The organism is Streptomyces sp. NPDC051555 (assembly GCF_044454405.1).
Classification (GTDB): Bacteria; Actinomycetota; Actinomycetes; order Streptomycetales; family Streptomycetaceae; genus Streptomyces.
In genome coordinates this window covers 1-14,998 of sequence record NZ_JBITDP010000057.1, presented here as the reverse complement: position 1 = coordinate 14,998, position 14,998 = coordinate 1, and the positions used below count along the sequence as shown (strand labels likewise).

Below are 14,998 nucleotides of genomic sequence, written 5' to 3'. Positions count from 1 at the left end.
CGACGCGGCCCCCGCGCCGGATGGTGCGGCTATCTTCTCGCTGGTCACAGGTGCAATCCTCCATGATCGGAGTTACACCGCTTCTTTTACAGTCCCGGTCAACGGTGTTTTCCCTGTGCGGTGTGAGCTGACTGAGTGTCAGTTCAGCGTTGCTGCCGTACGGAGTTTCGGAGTCCTGTCCTGCGGTGATGCGGCCGGCTTCGCATCAGCAGCGGCAGGAGGGGGCCGGGGGTCCGGTATGTGGCGGAGTGAGGCCGGTGCCGGCCCTGTGGCGGCGGGGCTGGCGGGCGGCCCTGGCCGGTTGCGGTGGCCCGGGCGGTGGTCTTGAGGGGGCGGGGGGCCGTCTGGTGTTGCGGGCGCGGCTCTTGCGGGCCGGGGTTTGCTGTGTGGTGGGGTTCAGGGGTTGAGGAGGGGGGTGGGGGGGTAGCCGAGTTTTTGGTATTCGGTGCGGGCGGCTTGCAGGAGGGTGGTGGTGGTGAGGGGGGTGTTGTGGGTGGCGGTGTGGTAGGCGGCGGTGACGGCGATGGAGCGGATGGTGCCGCCGGGCAGGGCGAGGGCGGCCAGAGGGCGGAGGTCGAGGTCGGGTGAGCGAGGGAGGCGGGGGCCGAGGCAGGTGTCCCACAGGGCCAGGCGTTGGCTCTCGTCGGGGATGGGGAAGGTGATGATGGCGTCGAGGCGGCGGGTGAAGGCGTCGTCGATGTTGCCGGCGAGGTTGGTGGTCATGATGGCTAGGCCGTCGAAGGCTTCGAGGCGTTGGAGGAGGTAGCTGGTCTGGGTGTTGGCGTAGCGGTCGTGGGCGTCTTTGACGGATGAGCGTTTCCCGAAGAGGGCGTCGGCTTCGTCGAAGAGGAGGATGCCGTGGACGTGTTCGGCGTGGGCGAAGATCTTCTCGAGGTTCTTCTCGGTCTCGCCGATGTATTTGTCGATGGCGCCGGCGAGGTTGACGATGTAGAGGTCGCGGCCGAGAGCGTGCGCGATGGCTTCCGCGGCGAGGGTTTTTCCGGTGCCGGAGACGCCGCTGAACAGGGCTGTGGTGCCGTGGCCGCGGCTGTTGCCGGGGCGCAGCCGCCACTGGCGCAGGACGAGGTCGCGGTAGCGGGCGCGGTGGGTGAGTTCTTCGAGCTGGTCGCGGACGGCCGGGGCGAGGACGAGATCCTCGAAGGTGGCGTCGGGGGTGATGTGGCGGGTGAGGCGTTCCAGGGCGGGGGGGTTGAGGGCACGCAGCGCGGCGGTGATGTCCGTGGCGGACAGCGGCCGGGCGTGGAGGGCGGCGCTGGTGCAGGCAGCGGTGATGATGCCGGCGGTCAGCAGGGGAGCGGAGCGGCAGTCGGCCCAGCGGGCGCCTTGGCCCGCCAGGGGAGTGCCGCGCAGTTCCCGGTCCCACACCAGAGCACGGTCTTCGGTGCTGGTGTCGGGGACGCGGATGTGGTGCAGGGGCACGGTACAGGTCCGCGGGTCGATGGGGGCGCTGCCGGTGAGGATGACAGGCAGTGCGGGACCGTCCGCCGGCGCGGGGGCGGTGAGTGCTCTCATCCAGGACGCGCGGACGGGGGACCGGCCCACGCTGTCCTCCTGGTCCGGGAGGGTGCCGAGAGCGTCCAGGGGGCCGGCGACGAGGGCGGCGCCGCGCAGCCGCGCCTCGAGACGGGCCGCGGTCAGGACGGCGGGCAGCGTCTCGCTGTCCTCCACGCGTTCCAGGTCCAGGTGCACCACCGGGCTGCCCGCACCGGCGAGCGCGGCCAGCACGGTTTCCAAAGCGCATCCGTGGGGGCTCTGCCGCAGATACAGCAGAGGGCTGGGAGCGAGGGCCGCGGCCCTCACCTCACCGACGGCTTCCGCCAGGCCCGGGGGAATGAACGGTGCGTCACTGATTACCCGGATCAGTGGTTCCAGCGCGGCCGCGGGCTCGTCCCTGCCCAGCAGATACCCCACGACCCGGTCCGCGGCCCGGAAAGAGGCACCGGAGTCTTCCTCGGTGCCCGCGACGGGAACGGCAAGGCCGGCGGCGCGCAGCACGCTGTGCGGGTGCAGCAGCCAGTGGGCGGCGGCGGCGGGAGCCCCGGCGATCTCCACGGCCAGCGCTGCTGGTGTGCCCGGCCCGCGGTTTCCCCCCGGCAGGGCCTGGTAGGCCAGGTCCAGGGAGGGCTCCAGCTCACGGGCGGCCAGCACGAGCAGGACATCGAGCTCGGTATCACTGAGACCGAACAACCTGCGCAGCCGCAGGACACGGATCTCCTCCCCCTCAGTCTCCCGCTTCGCAGCCCACTCCTGAAGCCCGTCAGCGAGCTCCGCCTGGTCCGCAGCCGCCTGCCGGTCACCGGACGACGGGTGGGTCAGAGGAACCCAGCCCGTGCCCTCGCCGACATCCGCCGCGAGCCGCAGCCCGTATACGCGTACCTTCACCAGCCACAGCCGGGCCTGCAGATACCGCAACCCGGCCGAAGCCCCGGCCTCGCCAAAACCCCCTGCAGAACCCTCCGCCCCCTCGCTTGCCTCTACTCCCTCAACCACCTCTGCTCCCTTCTGCCGCGAGCCCCCTGACAGAGACCGCGCCACCGATGTGAGGAACGGCGGCCCGCGAGGGCTCTGCTGAAACCAGGACTAAGAGTCCCGTTCCTGTTTATAGCCCGGATTTCTAACTGTGATATGCTCCAGCGTCGTAGATGTGCCATTGGCGGATTTCCTGAGCTGTCCCGTACCGTCCGGGAGAGCGAGCCCGAGGTTGACATCTTTGATGGGCGATCCGGCTACGGTGGGGGATGTCCTGAAGGGGCACAGGACGGACAGGTCAAAGAAGGGGCGCGGCTTGATGCTGAGTGCCGTCCACAGCTCTGCCGCCGAACGGGCGTCCTCTGACGGCTGGTTTACGGTCACCAATGCGGTCACTTGGCCGACGCCGACATTGACCTGCAGGGATGTCAGTTCCCATACGGTCTCGAGAGCCATCTGTATGGCGAAATGAGACCCCAGGAACGTTGGATCAGTTAAATTCGGATCGGTTCCCGTGCCGGTAACCATATAGGAAAGTTCGATCCACCGTTCTCGCGTCTCCCCGAAGTAAGAAGGGGAGTGCTTCCTGGAAGGATCATCTGCTGAAACGGTCGGGAGTTTCGGTGTTTCTTGTCTCTTGGGTGGCTGTGTAGTTTGGATGGCATTCTGGCGGCGGTCGAGATGCTCCCGAATTCGATAGAGAAACACGCTGACGGATATAGCATGGCCGCCGTCATTCGGTTCGTTGAAATTGACCTCAATTGACGGCGGGGGGTTGTTGGGATCTCTCTTGCCCCAATGCGTTAAGGCTGATCCGATATTGTCGTCGAATTGGGCTTTGAGGGCTTGATCGACGCCCTGTATGAGGAATGCGGGGCCTGGCATGTCGGTGTCTCCTCTGTATGAGGGCGGGCGTGAGGAGGTGTGCGGCCGTGCCGTGAGGGTCTCGTCCGGGGTGTTGTGGAACTGCCGGTGGCGGTGGGCGGCGGTGCCGGGCGGGGTTTCCGCGGCGGGCTGCGGGGGCGAGGTATGTGCGGCACGGCTGGGAAGGGGCACACCCTGTCTGCCGGCGTGGCTGTTTGCTTGTCGGTCGCCGCAGGCTCGTTCTCGAGTGTGCCTGCCGTGTCGGGCGGTCCGACGGTCAGGCGGAGGCCGTTCTCACGACTTCGATGTGCATGCCACCGCGTACGGTCAGGGGCAGTTCGCCCGCGGCCAGATCGATCTGGCTGACGCCCATCCATGACCCGCCCTCGGACACCGGTACCCCGAGGGTGACGTTCCTGACACGGCGGACGCCAGGGATTGATTCGAGTATCCGGTAGAGGTCGCTTTGCCGGACGGGCGTTTCTGGCGGCCATCCAGGAACACCCTTGACCCCCGTGTTGGGGTTGAGGTTCTCGTTGATGCTTTTCTTGGCGGCAGAGATGATGCGGTCATCTTCGTCTGCGCCGAGGTGGGGATCCGCCTCGAGTTCGGCCCGGACCATAACTTCTTTCAAGACCGGCGGGAGCAGGACCAGCCTGACCCCGGGAATCTGGTACGGACGCAGAAACTCGGCGAGCGCAAACTTGACCGCAGGAGAGCACGAGAGCTGCTCCTTGGAGAAGAAGCCTTCAGCGTCAGGAATGCAGACGGGTACTACTCGCAAGGTCACATGGCTGCCGGAAGATTCAGCGGCCTTCCCCAGTGTCCCAGGGGCGGGTGGTGAGGTGTATGCCACGGAGAAATTGGTTTTGCCGTCGGATGATTGCCACTGCCCAGTTGGCGGATTCTCGGTACTGTTGCTGTATGACTGGTAGGGCCCGACGGTTAGAGTCCGGTCTATCCACTTTCCGCTGACAGTCAGATGGGATGCATCAGCGTCGACGATAAAGTAGGGCTCGGCTGGATCCTCGGTCTCGTCAACGGACGCGAATGAAGGAATTTCGCGGAACAGCACCCCTCCGGCTCTCACGACAGGAAGTGATGATCCGGTAGCAGGAGGCTTCAAGGAGACTTTGCTGTCCTTGTCTACGGTCACTTCCTGCTCATCTGCCTGCACGCCGCGAACGGCATCAATATCCGTATGAGAGAATTGTGCGATGGCGGTGGGAATGAAGTTGGTTCTTATATATTCGCTATTTTTCTTGGCTACCGTCAGGGTGACTTCATACATCTCTCCTTTCTTGCATTCGGTGGCGTTCGGTATGGTCAGCAAGGCGGACCCTGTATTCATGTTGCGTTGAGAGTCTGTTACGGTGACAGTAGTTTCGCTGCCGGGATCGTCAACGCGTTTGATTTTCCCAGCCTCTTCCAGTATTGGAGAGTCGGGCTCCATAGCCCCCGGGGTCTTAAATCTCATTCTTATTTTAAAGGTTTCGCCTGTTTGCATCTTGCTCGCAGGGAACGGGAAACGGAAAGTAATTGTCACGGGGCGCGAATCGTCGGTTTTTCCTTCTTTGTTCCTCTGTTGTAACTGGACGGATATCGACTGGCTCGTTGCTGATTCGACGATCCATGTGGCGGTTTCTTCTCCCCGTGGGGCTATGGTTGTGCCGACGGCGGGAAGGGGAGGGGGAATAGGGCCTGAAGGTAGCGGTCCGCAGGTGAAAGTAGCTGTTACCGGTGTTCCCGGGGTCCAGAGCGTAGCCTTTTTGTCTGCGCTGCTGTTAGGGACCCAGCGGGCTGAGGCCAGTCCGGTGTTGGCCTGGAGTGCGAGCTTCTCGTATTCGTACGGAGTGACAGCCCTGGGCGGTATCACGTCGGTGAGCGTCAGCCGACTGACGGCTTCGGCGACGGTCTCCGCGTCGCGGCCGCCGGAGGCTTTGCTGCGGTTGGTCACTGATGTGATGCCGGGGAGGGACTGTGGCATGACGGTCAGTGTGTGAGCAGCGACGTTGCCGCTGAAACCGCCGTCGGTGAGGTAAGAGGGGATCCGCAGCAGGGTTCCTGCAGGGAATGACGGGGCAGGGGGCAGGACGATCGTGTTGGTGGCGGTGTCGAGGCGGTAGTAGGGTCCGGTCCGTGTCCGAGCGGTGAAATCCTCGACCTGGGTGCAGTCGGCCCATTTCCTGCCGTCCGCGGACCACTCGAGGGGGACGGGGCCTGACAGCGGTGTGTTGCCCAGCGTGAACGCTTGGTCAGGTGTGCCGTCTACCGTCCCCAGGAATTCATTCTCGACGCGCCTGGCGTGGATGACCGGCACTGGCCAGACCACCACCGGTGAGTTGTTCTTGTTCTTCACCGGTATGAGGGTCTCGTTGATCACGGTGAAGGACTTGGGCGGCTGGTCCGTAGTCCGCACGACAAATCCCGCGGGGACCAATGTATGCGTCGTACGGCCCGCTTTCATCGTGAAGTCCACGGTGGTTCGGGCTGCGGTGGCCTGGCGGGGACGGAACGCGCCCATTTTCTTGAGGACCAGGTACTTCATGTAATCCGGCATGAGGTTAACGACGCCGCTGGCCTGAGCCGCCATACCCGCGCACGCGTTGAGCAGAAGGTTCACGGGAGAGAGCGGATCGGACGGCAACTGGAGATGATTCGAGTCGCATGCCTGTTTTGCCAGTTCTAGGGCGGCCTCGCGGGTACCGGCGGCGAGGCGGGGGGGAGATGGGGAGGTCATTTCGTCGGCTCCTCGGTTGCTCGTCGGTGTGGTGATGCCCTGGGGCAGGGCGGGAGACGGGGTCGTTCATGGGACTGGTGGCGGGCTGCTTCCCGCGCCGCGAGTCCCGGCAGTCCCCGCGGGAGACGGCGAGGTGCTGCTGCTAAGGATCTGGCGGCTCAACTGCTGGATGCTGGGCGAGGCAGTGGGGTACCCCGGTCCGGGCCTTGATCCCGGATTTCGGACTCCGGAGGCACGTGGGCCTTGAAGGTTCAGGAGAGCGGAGTCCCCGTAGGCACTACCCCGCCGAGTTCGAGGCGGACGCGGACGCGCTGTACCGGTCGTGGCCGGGAGTGACGATTAGGGCGGTCGCCGCTGCTCTCGGGGTGAATACCGGGACGCTGCGGAACTGGATCCGGGTCGCAGACGGCCGCCGCCCCCGCTCCCACTCGACACCGCCGGCCGCCTCGCAGGCCGGCCGTGACGACGTTCAGGCGGAGCCGGCCGCGGCACGCAAGAGGACCCGTGAGCTGGAGGGAGAGCGCGACATCCTCCGCAAGGCGGCCCGGCAGACCGCCGGGGCCGGGCTGGCAGCCCGGATACGCAAGGTCCACCAAGTCTCCTATGGTACCTAGTACTGTAACGGTGTTTGTTGTGATGGTTTGTTGGTTTCTGGTGGTGTGTGGCCGCGTCGTTTGTGGTGGCTGATGCGGGCTTGGAACTGTCGTCTGCGGCGCCAGTGTGACCAGTGCAGGACGTGGTCGATGGGTGCTGGGCTGCGGTGGGTGAGGCGGTGGATCAGGCGTCGGAGTTCGGGGAGGGTGAGGGGTATGAGCTGGGAGGATCCGTTTCTGCTTTCCCTGCGTCCAGTTCGCGGGCCCGCAGGACGGTGAGGCAGGCGTGTGCGGCCATCGCGAGGGTCATGTGGCGGTGCCAGCCGCTGTAGCGGCGGACCTGGTAGTCGTCGAGGCCGCATTCCTGTTTCGCGGTCTGGAAGCATTCCTCGACCGCCCACCGGCTTCCCGCGATACGGATCAGCTCGTCGAGTGTGGTCCCGGCCGGGCAGTAGGCGATGTAGTAGGAGATCTCCTCCGGCCGGCGGATGCTGCGGCGGGCGATCACCCAGTGCTTGCGGTCCTGGCGATGCCAGGGCCGGACCTCCACCCTGGCCCAGTCGTAGACCCTCGGGCCGTGGGCGCCGTCGCCGCAGGAACGGCGTTTCCACTTCTGCCGGGGCAGCCCGGGGAACAAGTCGTGGACGGGATGGTCCATGGCCCAGCGGGAGACGACGGTGTCGTGCCGCATGGTGGCCATGACGTGGAAGACGTCCGCCCGTTCCAGCTCGGTGCGCCAGCCTTTGGAGAAGCCGTAGGCGGCGTCCGCGGTCACCCACCGGAACGGAATCCTCTTGGCGATCGCCCGGCGGACCATGGCCTTGGCCATCGCCACCTTCGTCTCGAAGCCGACCGTGTCGTCGATGCCGGCGGCCCGGCACCGGTCGCGGTCATCCGTCCATGACGTGGGCAGATACAGGCGCCGGTCGATCAGCGTGCGGCCCCGGCCGCCGGCATAGGCGAGGAAGACCCCGATCTGGGAGTTCTCTGTCCGCCCGGGGGCGCGTACATCAATAAGTGCACGGTGGATGGGGAGTTGGTGGGAGTCTGAACCATGGCCCTGCTTCTGGCTGACCGCGTCGTCGTCCGCGTGTTGCGGGCCAAGTTCGATCAGATTTTGCCGCACCTCGATGAGCGTCGGCGTCGGTTGTACCTGGCCAGCGAGGCCACCGCCCTCGGTCATGGCGGGATCGCCTTTGTCGCCGCGGTTTCCGGCACCAGTCCTGTCACCATCGCGCGTGGTATCGCCGAGTTGGCTGATGGCTCCGTCCCAACCCTGCGAATCCGGGCCCCAGGTGCCGGCCGCAAACGTCTGACAGACACCGATCCCGGCCTGGTGCCCGCACTGGAATCGTTGATCGAACCACACACCCGGGGCGACCCCGTCTCTCCACTGCGGTGGACCACGCTGTCGCTGCGGGCGCTGGCCTCGGCCCTCGCGGCACGGGGCCATCCCGTCAGCGTTTCCACCGTCGGGCACCTGCTGCACACCTTGGGATACAGCCTGCAGGGCACCGCGAAGACGACGGAGGGCATCAGCCATCCGGACCGCGATGCCCGGTTCACCCACCTGAACACCACCGCCGCCGCCTTCCTCAACGACGCTCAGCCGGTGATCAGCGTCGATACCAAGGCCAAGGAATGGCTCGGCAACCGTGACCGGCCCGGTCGTACCTGGCGGCCGGCCAAGGACGCGATCAAGGTGGACTGTCACACATTCACCACCACCGATCAGCCGATGGCGATTCCCTACGGGATCTACGACATCGCCCACAACACCGGATGGGTCAACGTCGGCACCGACCACGACACCGCCCAGTTCGCGGTGGAGTCCATCCGCCGCTGGTGGCAGCACCGCGGACAGGCGGACTACCCACGTGCCAGCCGGCTCCTGATCACGGCTGACTCCGGCGGTTCCAACGATCCTCGCCGCTGGACCTGGAAGAGCAACCTGGCCGCCTTCGCCCGGGAAAGCGGGCTGGAGATCTCGGTCTGCCACCTGCCTCCCGGAACGTCGAAGTGGAACAAGATCGAGCACCGGATGTTCTGCCACATCACCGCGAACTGGCGAGGGCGACCTCTGACCAGCTACCAGGTCGTCCTCGAGACCATCAGCGCCACGACCACCAAGACCGGGCTGACCATCGGGGCCGAACTGGACACCGGCAAGTACGACCTGGGCATCAGCGTGACGCCCGCCGAATTCCGCGCTCTGCCGATCACACCGAACGGCTTCCACGGCGACTGGAACTACACGCTGGCTCCCCTCCCACCGCGAACACCAGACACGCCGGCCAGCACGCGCCAGGTCGACCCCGCCCTGACCGTGATGCTCACCGACCCGGCCCTGACCGGCATGTCACGGACCGCGTTCGCGCATTTGGTGGCGGTCTCGGAACCTTTCTGGGACGCCATGGCCGAGACGGCATTCCAGCGGCGTTTCCACCGCCCGCGCAACTACCGCCACCCGCAGATCAGCAGCGTGGATCACCTCCACCGGATCCTGGCCGCCATCTTGCACCGCCGCAGAGCACTGACCATGACGTTCCTGGCTCAGCTCATGGGCGTCAAACGCACCAACCTGTCGATCCAGTACCAAGACGCAAAGCGGCTCCTGGACCTCCACCAGATCCTCGTCACGCCTCTCCCCGGCCCGGCCGCCCGCACCTTGGAACAACTACACGCCCGAGCGATTCCCGCCGAAGATTGTCCCTGACAGTTATTCAAATACGGGCCCCCGGCGGTCCCCGAGTACTGGCGCTGGACCCCGGCCGAGCGGACACCCTTCTTCAGGAACCCGGTGTCGTCCACGATCAGCACCGCATCCGGATCACCGAGGTGCTCGACGACGTAGCCCCGCACGTCGTCCAGGACCTCGTCCGCGTCCCAGTCGATCCGGTTCAGCAGCCGGTGGATCCGGTCCGGACCCTCATGCCCGGCCTCCTCCGCCAGCGTCCACCCGTTCTTCCGTTCCAGCGGAGCTATTGAACTGAAACTCTTCGGTTGCTTGGTGCGTTGGGTGGGGTGTGACGGGATTCAGGGGTTCGGGTGATGGGCGGCGGTTGTCGCCGGCGGTGCAGGAAGTGGTGCGGCTGCGGGTGGTGGCCGCGCTGGAGTCGGGGCGGGTGTGCTCGTACCGGCAAGCGGCCGAGGTATTTGGGGTATCGGAGCGGTCGGCGGGCACCTGGTGGCGCAAGTACCAGGCCGGCGGGCGGCGGGCTCTGGCCGTGCCCGTGAAGAAGCGGACCGGTCCGGGCGAGAGGATCAGCCCGCAAGACCGTGCTGTGGTGTTCCAGGCCATGGCCGACTACGCCCCCGAGGACCTGCTGCTCGGGGGTCCGCAGTGGACCGCCCGCTGGTGGTCGAGTTGATCGGGATGGTCGTCGGCATCGGCATGACCGAGCAGGGTGTGGGCAAGTGGCTGCGGCGGCACGGCTTCAGCCCACAGCGGTCCGAGCGGCGCTCCTACCGGCAAGACCAGACGAAAGTCGATACCTGGCTGACCGATGAGTACCCGGCGATCGCCGAGAGGGCGAAGGCGGAGAAATCGGTGGTGGCCTGGGCGGATCAATGCGGGCTGCGGTCGGACACGGCCCCGACCGGACGGTCGTGGGCCCCGAGGGGACAGACCCCTCTGGTGCGCGTGAACGGGCGCAGGTTCCGGGTGAACATCATGTCCGCGATCGCTTCCCGCGGCGCGTTGTGGTTCACCGTGTTCACCGGGACCTTCGACGCCGGCGTGTTCATCCGGTTCCCGGACCGCCTCGCCCGGCAGGCCGGACGCAAGGTCAACGTGATCGCCGACCGCCACCCCGTCCACCGGTCGAAGAAGGTCACCGCCTGGCTGACCGGCAACAGCGACCGCGTCGAACTCCACCTGATGCCCGGCTACAGCCCCGAACTCAACCCCGACGAGATCCTCAACGCCGACATCAAACGCCACGTCCACCCCGCCCGCACCCGCTCAGCCGACGACCTCGCCCACGAAACCCGACGCCTCCTCCACCGCCGCCAACAACAACCCCACATCACCCGCGGCTACTTCCACGCACGCCACGTCCGCTACACCACCATGTAAGCAACCAAACAGTTTCGACTCAATATATCGGCAATGGAATGATCACTCCCATCGGGGAGCCTGAAAGCCGTGAACTGCTGGACTGGGAAAAGGAACTCAACTCTCAGATCGACAGGATCCGCTGCGTCATCGAGCAGGCCATCGCGAACTTCAAAACCTACTTTCCCTCAAGTCATCTCCACCGTCATCGCACTGCACTTCTGCAAATCAGCCACTGAATAGGCCTCAAGGGTCCTCTAGGTCGAGCCTCTACCGGACTTCCATTCCACGGTAATGTGAGCCGGTACAAGATGGCGGGTTACCCAGTCCAGTGCCTGGACCGGATTTGTCGTAGTGACGCTATACATGTTACGGTTGTCTGATTTGATTTTAGTTACGGACTGACTTTCGTCCTGTTTTAGTAGGAAATTTTTCAGGCCTTCCACGGTCCCCCAGGCGGGGAAGGTTGATTCGGCTGCGGTGACGTCTTTCACGCTGGAGGACGGGGCTTCGGCGAAGTGTGCCAGCCATTGGCTCTGACTGGTTGAGCTGAAGACGGTTTCCGGATTATCGACGGCGTCCCATTGCGGCCGCAGCATCTCATCTATTGCGCTACACAACTCGGTGAGATTCTTTGCATTCTCCCGGTAAGCTGCTGGGATGTGCTCGAACAACGGATGCTTGACGCCTTTTTTTTTCTGCGCCGTGCTGGAGAGAGGAGGGGGTGGCGTGGTCATCTCTGGTTCCCTTCGGGGGCTGCGGTCACTGTCGGGTTGAAGACGCAGCCCGGTCTCAGGGGAACGTACTGGTCGTCGCCGTTGGCTGCCGTAAGCCGGATGTCATGTATTTTCGCCGGACCGTCCCGGAGTGTGTCATAGACGTCACCGACGTAGAGACCGCGCCCGGCAGGCCACGGTGTCGTAATGAGATCGCCGGCGGTGGCGGGCTGGTGGGGGAGCCCCATGAAATTGCGCACCTTGTCACGTATGTATGTTTCGGTCTTCTTCGTTTTTTCTGTCGTGTCTTCTGCGGTGTAAGTAACCGTTACGGTGACCGTCGTCGGACTGGCGGCTTGAGATGCTATTTCCAGCCCCCATGCGAGTGGTCTATTTTTTTTCTTGAAGTAAGACGCAATTGCAGTGCTGTACTGCTCCGTGGCAGCGGATACCGAGCCTTCTGACTGAATGAGGAATACGGCGTCCTTTTCTCCTTTGGTGACCCGCGGATCATCCGTACACGTTGCCCACCAAGGCTTGCCGCCGCCGGTGACCGGTTCTTGAACTTTTCCCTCGAAGTCTTTCAGGTCTGCAAGTGTGACGGTCCTTGAGTAACTTTCATGGGGCCAGCCGAGAGACGTCCGGGCTTTTTCTAAACTCTTCTGATCTATGTGTGAGGCGCGGTAGCTGAGAGTGTCGACCAGGTAGGCGAAGGATTCCAGGAGCGTGATCCCGGGGTCGGAAACGTTGTGGTCTGTCCAGGTGGTCTGGTCCTGTTGCAGGGATCTCTTGGCCTCGTCGACGAGGTTCTGGAATCGTAAGGAGTCGATGTCTTCGTATTCGGTTTCGCTCACGGCTTCTCCTGGTGTGGTGGCCGCTGATGACGGACCCCACTTCGCGGTGGCAGGGCGTTTCCTAGCGGAACGTGCCTGTGATCCCAGCCCAGGGCGACTCTGTTGCTCAATTCCATAGGAAATGCAAGCTCCCCACTCGCGACCTGTGGCAACGCGGTCGAGGACGGTGGGCTCGGTGTCCGTTTCTACAGGTCCACCGAATTGAGCAACAGAGTCGCCCTGGATCCCAGCCCCGCCTGTCGGCGTTTCAGGCAGGGGGTAAGGGGGTGGGAGGGATGGTGTAGTACGGGTGAATGAGGTTGCGGACGCTGTTCGTTGCGTTGACCCGGTAGGTGAGAGTAATCGTGAGCTCGGAGGGGTCACCCGACCCGGTGTCTGCCGTGACGTCCAGGACGGTGATCCTCGGTTCCCAGAGTTCCAGGGCGGCGCGGACACTGTGACCGATCGCCGTAGCGGAGCCCGCGTCCATGCCCGAAAAGACCAGGTCGTGTATCGCGCAGCCGAAAACAGGTCGCATGGGGCGCTCGCCCGGCGCGGTGGCGAGGATGAGGCGGATGGACTGTTCGATCTTCGTCTCTCCCGATGCGAGGAGTAACCCGGCGGAGCCCTGAAGTGTCATGGGGCGGGCCAGGCCAGTCCCCATGAGAGCGGTGGCCAGAGGCGGTTCGGACATGGCTGCTCCATAGTGGCGGTGGGGCACGACAGGGGTGGCCGGTGTGCTCAGCCCGGTATGTCCAGGAATCCGTGATGCGCGATCACCAGGGTCTCCGTGACTACCTCGGAGGACGCCGCGGACAGGTCGGGTCCGCTCCACTGGACGGGGACCACGGCGTCCAGTGTCCAGCGGACGAGGGGGTGGCCCTGGTCGTTGAGGGCGGCGATCTCGCCGGGGAGGGGCAGAGGCCGGTGGGCCTGGGCGGCCAGCCAGGCCCAGAGCAGCGCGGAGGATTTTCCCAGCGGGCGAGTGAGGGTGATATCGCTGTAGGTCATGCGGGTGGGGAACTTCCACATGTGGTCGTTCAGCCCGCCCTCGTGGTGCTCCTTCATCTCCATCGCGCACGCGAGCCCCGAGCAGGTACTGAAATTGCCCAGTGTCGTCGGGCCGATCGTCACCCGGAAACGGCAGCTGGTCGCGAATGTCTGGTCCGGGGTCCCGGCGAGCGAGGACAGAAGCGGGGTGAAAGTTTCGAGCATGTCAGCCTTCCAATTCATCAGGACCGAGTCTGCGGATGAAGGCGCCCTCGGGCGGAGTCGGCAATGGACGGCCAGCGGGTTGCTCCGGCTCGCGCACCGAGGCGGATATCAGCCCTGACGGGGCCCGCACGGGCCCGCGTCACGGCTGCCTGGACGTCCTCGGCTGAAGCCGGGCAGAAGAACTCAGGGCCTCTTCGGGGCCACCCCCGTACCGGCCCTGCGCGGAGCGGAGCCGGGGGCGCATCGCGGGTGCCCGGGAATCACGTCATGCCCGGTGGACCACGCAGTGGTGGTGCCCGCCGGGACCGCCGTGCGACAGTCCACGGGGAGCGGGGACATCACCGTCGGGGGAGTCGCCGCCGATCTCGAAGCTTCCTCCGGAGACGTCCAGGCCGACGGGGCGTCTGAGACGTTCCGCAGCGCCGACGGCCCTGGCCGGAGCCGGGTGACGAGCGCGACATCGCCGAGGAGCCCGGCCAGCTCTGTCCGGACGGAGACGGTGTCCAGGCACTCGGCCCCTCACGGGGTACGTGTCCCGCCGGCCGACCGGCCGTAGAGCGCCGGCCCGGCCTACCGGGCAGGCAGGCCTCTGCCGTTCTCCGCCTGGCACAGGTAAACGGCCGCGAAAGGCGACCATCTAGTCAAACTGTGACGCTGCTTTCCCTGTTCGTCAATACCCCGCCCTCATTGAGGAAGTTTCATCGTGGTTCGTGCAGGTCACCGGGCCTGGTGTGACGAGTCGTCGGGGTGCTCGTGCAGGTCGTGAGGGTGATCGTGGCGGGGGGGGTGCCCCTATGGGTTTCGTCAACCCGCCCCCACGGGTTGACGAAACCCATAGGGGCACCCCCCCGGCAGAGCAGGCTGTGGGCCTTGTGTTTGGCGCCTCTATGTTCGTCAAGCTGGCGTGGTCGCCATCGATGTGTTGATGATCTTGAAGATCTGCCGGGCGAGATACCGCTTGAGGCATCTGATGATCTCCCCTCTGGTCCGGCCTACGGCGGTCCGTCGCGCTAGGTAGACACGGGTCTCGGGGTGGTCGCGAAGCCGAGTAAGGGCGATGCGGAAGAGAGCTGCATTGGCCTGGCGGTCACCTCCCCGGTTCAGTCGACGCCGCTGGCTTTTGCCGGACGACCGTTCGACCGGGCTCACCCCGCACAGTAAGCATTTTCAACCTGGCCACCGATCGGGTGACGGTTCTCTCGCATCGGCGCAGGTCACGGAGGCTCAGCCCGGGAAGCTGAAGCCCGAGTTGAAAAGGCTCAGTGCGGCGAACGACACCTTGCTGGAGAAGCGCTGCGGGTTGTCGCCGGCCGCGACCAGGAGCGCCGCGGCCGAGTCCGGTCCGACTCAGTGGAGTTGCAGGTGGGTCTGTAAAGTTTTCGGTGTAGCTGGGTTGGTTTGTAGGTCAGATTCGGTTGTTGGTGAGGCGTCCGTCGAAGGCGATGTCGAAGGCCTGGAGGGCTCGCTTCCAGCGGGTGGTCCAGCGTTTG

The 14,998-nt window shown here is 65.0% G+C and carries 11 protein-coding genes and 4 pseudogenes; 5 read left to right on the top strand and 10 right to left on the bottom strand.

The genetic code is table 11. The features are described from left to right. Positions 1-396: 396 nt before the first annotated feature. The 3 genes from ACIBEA_RS43145 to ACIBEA_RS43135 form a co-directional block, all read right to left on the bottom strand. Entirely contained in the window at positions 397-2,403 is a 2,007-nt protein-coding gene (locus ACIBEA_RS43145) for an ATP-binding protein (protein ID WP_399269803.1), read from the bottom strand. 198 nt (positions 2,404-2,601) lie between these two features. After that, complete coding sequence (locus ACIBEA_RS43140) at positions 2,602-3,375, bottom strand: Pvc16 family protein (protein ID WP_399269801.1); 774 nt, start codon at positions 3,373-3,375, stop codon at positions 2,602-2,604. Between the two features lie 256 nt (positions 3,376-3,631). Next, positions 3,632-6,094, bottom strand: coding sequence for a baseplate J/gp47 family protein (locus ACIBEA_RS43135; protein ID WP_399269799.1), 2,463 nt, complete (start codon positions 6,092-6,094; stop codon positions 3,632-3,634). Positions 6,095-6,330: 236 nt separating this feature from the next. Here ACIBEA_RS43135 and ACIBEA_RS43130 point away from each other — a divergent pair, with 236 nt between their 5' ends. Beyond that, positions 6,331-6,708: a transposase gene (locus ACIBEA_RS43130; RefSeq protein ID WP_399269797.1), complete on the top strand. Its 378-nt coding sequence runs from the start codon at positions 6,331-6,333 to the stop codon at positions 6,706-6,708. A gap of 163 nt (positions 6,709-6,871) precedes the next feature. Here the strand turns inward: ACIBEA_RS43130 and ACIBEA_RS43125 are convergent. Then, positions 6,872-7,684, bottom strand: a pseudogene (locus ACIBEA_RS43125) (IS701 family transposase); the annotation flags it as partial. A gap of 57 nt (positions 7,685-7,741) precedes the next feature. Between ACIBEA_RS43125 and ACIBEA_RS43120 the strand changes: the two are divergent. Then, positions 7,742-9,423: pseudogene (locus ACIBEA_RS43120) on the top strand (ISAzo13 family transposase); the annotation flags it as partial. On the opposite strand, the pseudogene ACIBEA_RS43115 reads toward ACIBEA_RS43120, so the two are convergent. Continuing rightward, positions 9,424-9,723, bottom strand: a pseudogene (locus ACIBEA_RS43115) (transposase); the annotation flags it as partial. Between the two features lie 38 nt (positions 9,724-9,761). Here ACIBEA_RS43115 and ACIBEA_RS43110 point away from each other — a divergent pair. The 3 genes from ACIBEA_RS43110 to ACIBEA_RS43100 are packed head-to-tail and all read left to right on the top strand — an operon-like array spanning position 9,762 to position 10,983. After that, entirely contained in the window at positions 9,762-10,058 is a 297-nt protein-coding gene (locus tag ACIBEA_RS43110) for a helix-turn-helix domain-containing protein (protein WP_399269795.1), read from the top strand. After that, complete coding sequence (locus tag ACIBEA_RS43105) at positions 10,031-10,765, top strand: IS630 family transposase (RefSeq protein ID WP_399269793.1); 735 nt, start codon at positions 10,031-10,033, stop codon at positions 10,763-10,765. The genes ACIBEA_RS43110 and ACIBEA_RS43105 overlap by 28 nt, the downstream gene beginning before the upstream one ends. 38 nt (positions 10,766-10,803) lie before the next feature. Then, entirely contained in the window at positions 10,804-10,983 is a 180-nt protein-coding gene (locus ACIBEA_RS43100) for a hypothetical protein (RefSeq protein ID WP_399269791.1), read from the top strand. 18 nt (positions 10,984-11,001) lie between these two features. On the opposite strand, the gene ACIBEA_RS43095 is transcribed toward ACIBEA_RS43100, so the two are convergent. The 5 genes and pseudogenes from ACIBEA_RS43095 to ACIBEA_RS43075 all read right to left on the bottom strand — a co-directional run. Further along, complete coding sequence (locus ACIBEA_RS43095) at positions 11,002-11,481, bottom strand: hypothetical protein (protein WP_399269789.1); 480 nt, start codon at positions 11,479-11,481, stop codon at positions 11,002-11,004. Beyond that, the gene (locus ACIBEA_RS43090) at positions 11,478-12,314 is read right to left on the bottom strand and encodes a hypothetical protein (RefSeq protein ID WP_399269787.1); all 837 of its coding nucleotides are present in this window, start codon (positions 12,312-12,314) and stop codon (positions 11,478-11,480) included. The genes ACIBEA_RS43095 and ACIBEA_RS43090 overlap by 4 nt, the downstream gene beginning before the upstream one ends. Before the next feature lie 247 nt (positions 12,315-12,561). Beyond that, positions 12,562-12,987 carry a GPW/gp25 family protein gene (locus ACIBEA_RS43085; RefSeq protein ID WP_399269785.1) on the bottom strand — a complete coding sequence of 142 codons (426 nt, stop codon included), beginning with the start codon at positions 12,985-12,987 and terminating at the stop codon, positions 12,562-12,564. 47 nt (positions 12,988-13,034) lie between these two features. Further along, positions 13,035-13,508 (bottom strand): phage tail protein, encoded by a 474-nt coding sequence (locus ACIBEA_RS43080; protein WP_399269783.1) that lies wholly within the window; start codon positions 13,506-13,508, stop codon positions 13,035-13,037. Positions 13,509-14,402: 894 nt separating this feature from the next. Then, positions 14,403-14,666: pseudogene (locus ACIBEA_RS43075) on the bottom strand (transposase); the annotation flags it as partial. Between the last annotated feature and the right edge of the window lie 332 nt (positions 14,667-14,998).

Excerpts from the sequence above, each read along its gene's own strand:
- ACIBEA_RS43140 (WP_399269801.1), bottom strand. The coding sequence starts at position 3,375 with ATGCCAGGCCCCGCATTCCTCATACAGGGCGTCGATCAAGCCCTCAAA.
- ACIBEA_RS43135 (WP_399269799.1), bottom strand. The coding sequence starts at position 6,094 with ATGACCTCCCCATCTCCCCCCCGCCTCGCCGCCGGTACCCGCGAGGCC.
- ACIBEA_RS43100 (WP_399269791.1), top strand. The coding sequence starts at position 10,804 with ATGATCACTCCCATCGGGGAGCCTGAAAGCCGTGAACTGCTGGACTGG.
- ACIBEA_RS43095 (WP_399269789.1), bottom strand. The coding sequence starts at position 11,481 with ATGACCACGCCACCCCCTCCTCTCTCCAGCACGGCGCAGAAAAAAAAA.
- ACIBEA_RS43085 (WP_399269785.1), bottom strand. The coding sequence starts at position 12,987 with ATGTCCGAACCGCCTCTGGCCACCGCTCTCATGGGGACTGGCCTGGCC.
- ACIBEA_RS43080 (WP_399269783.1), bottom strand. The coding sequence starts at position 13,508 with ATGCTCGAAACTTTCACCCCGCTTCTGTCCTCGCTCGCCGGGACCCCG.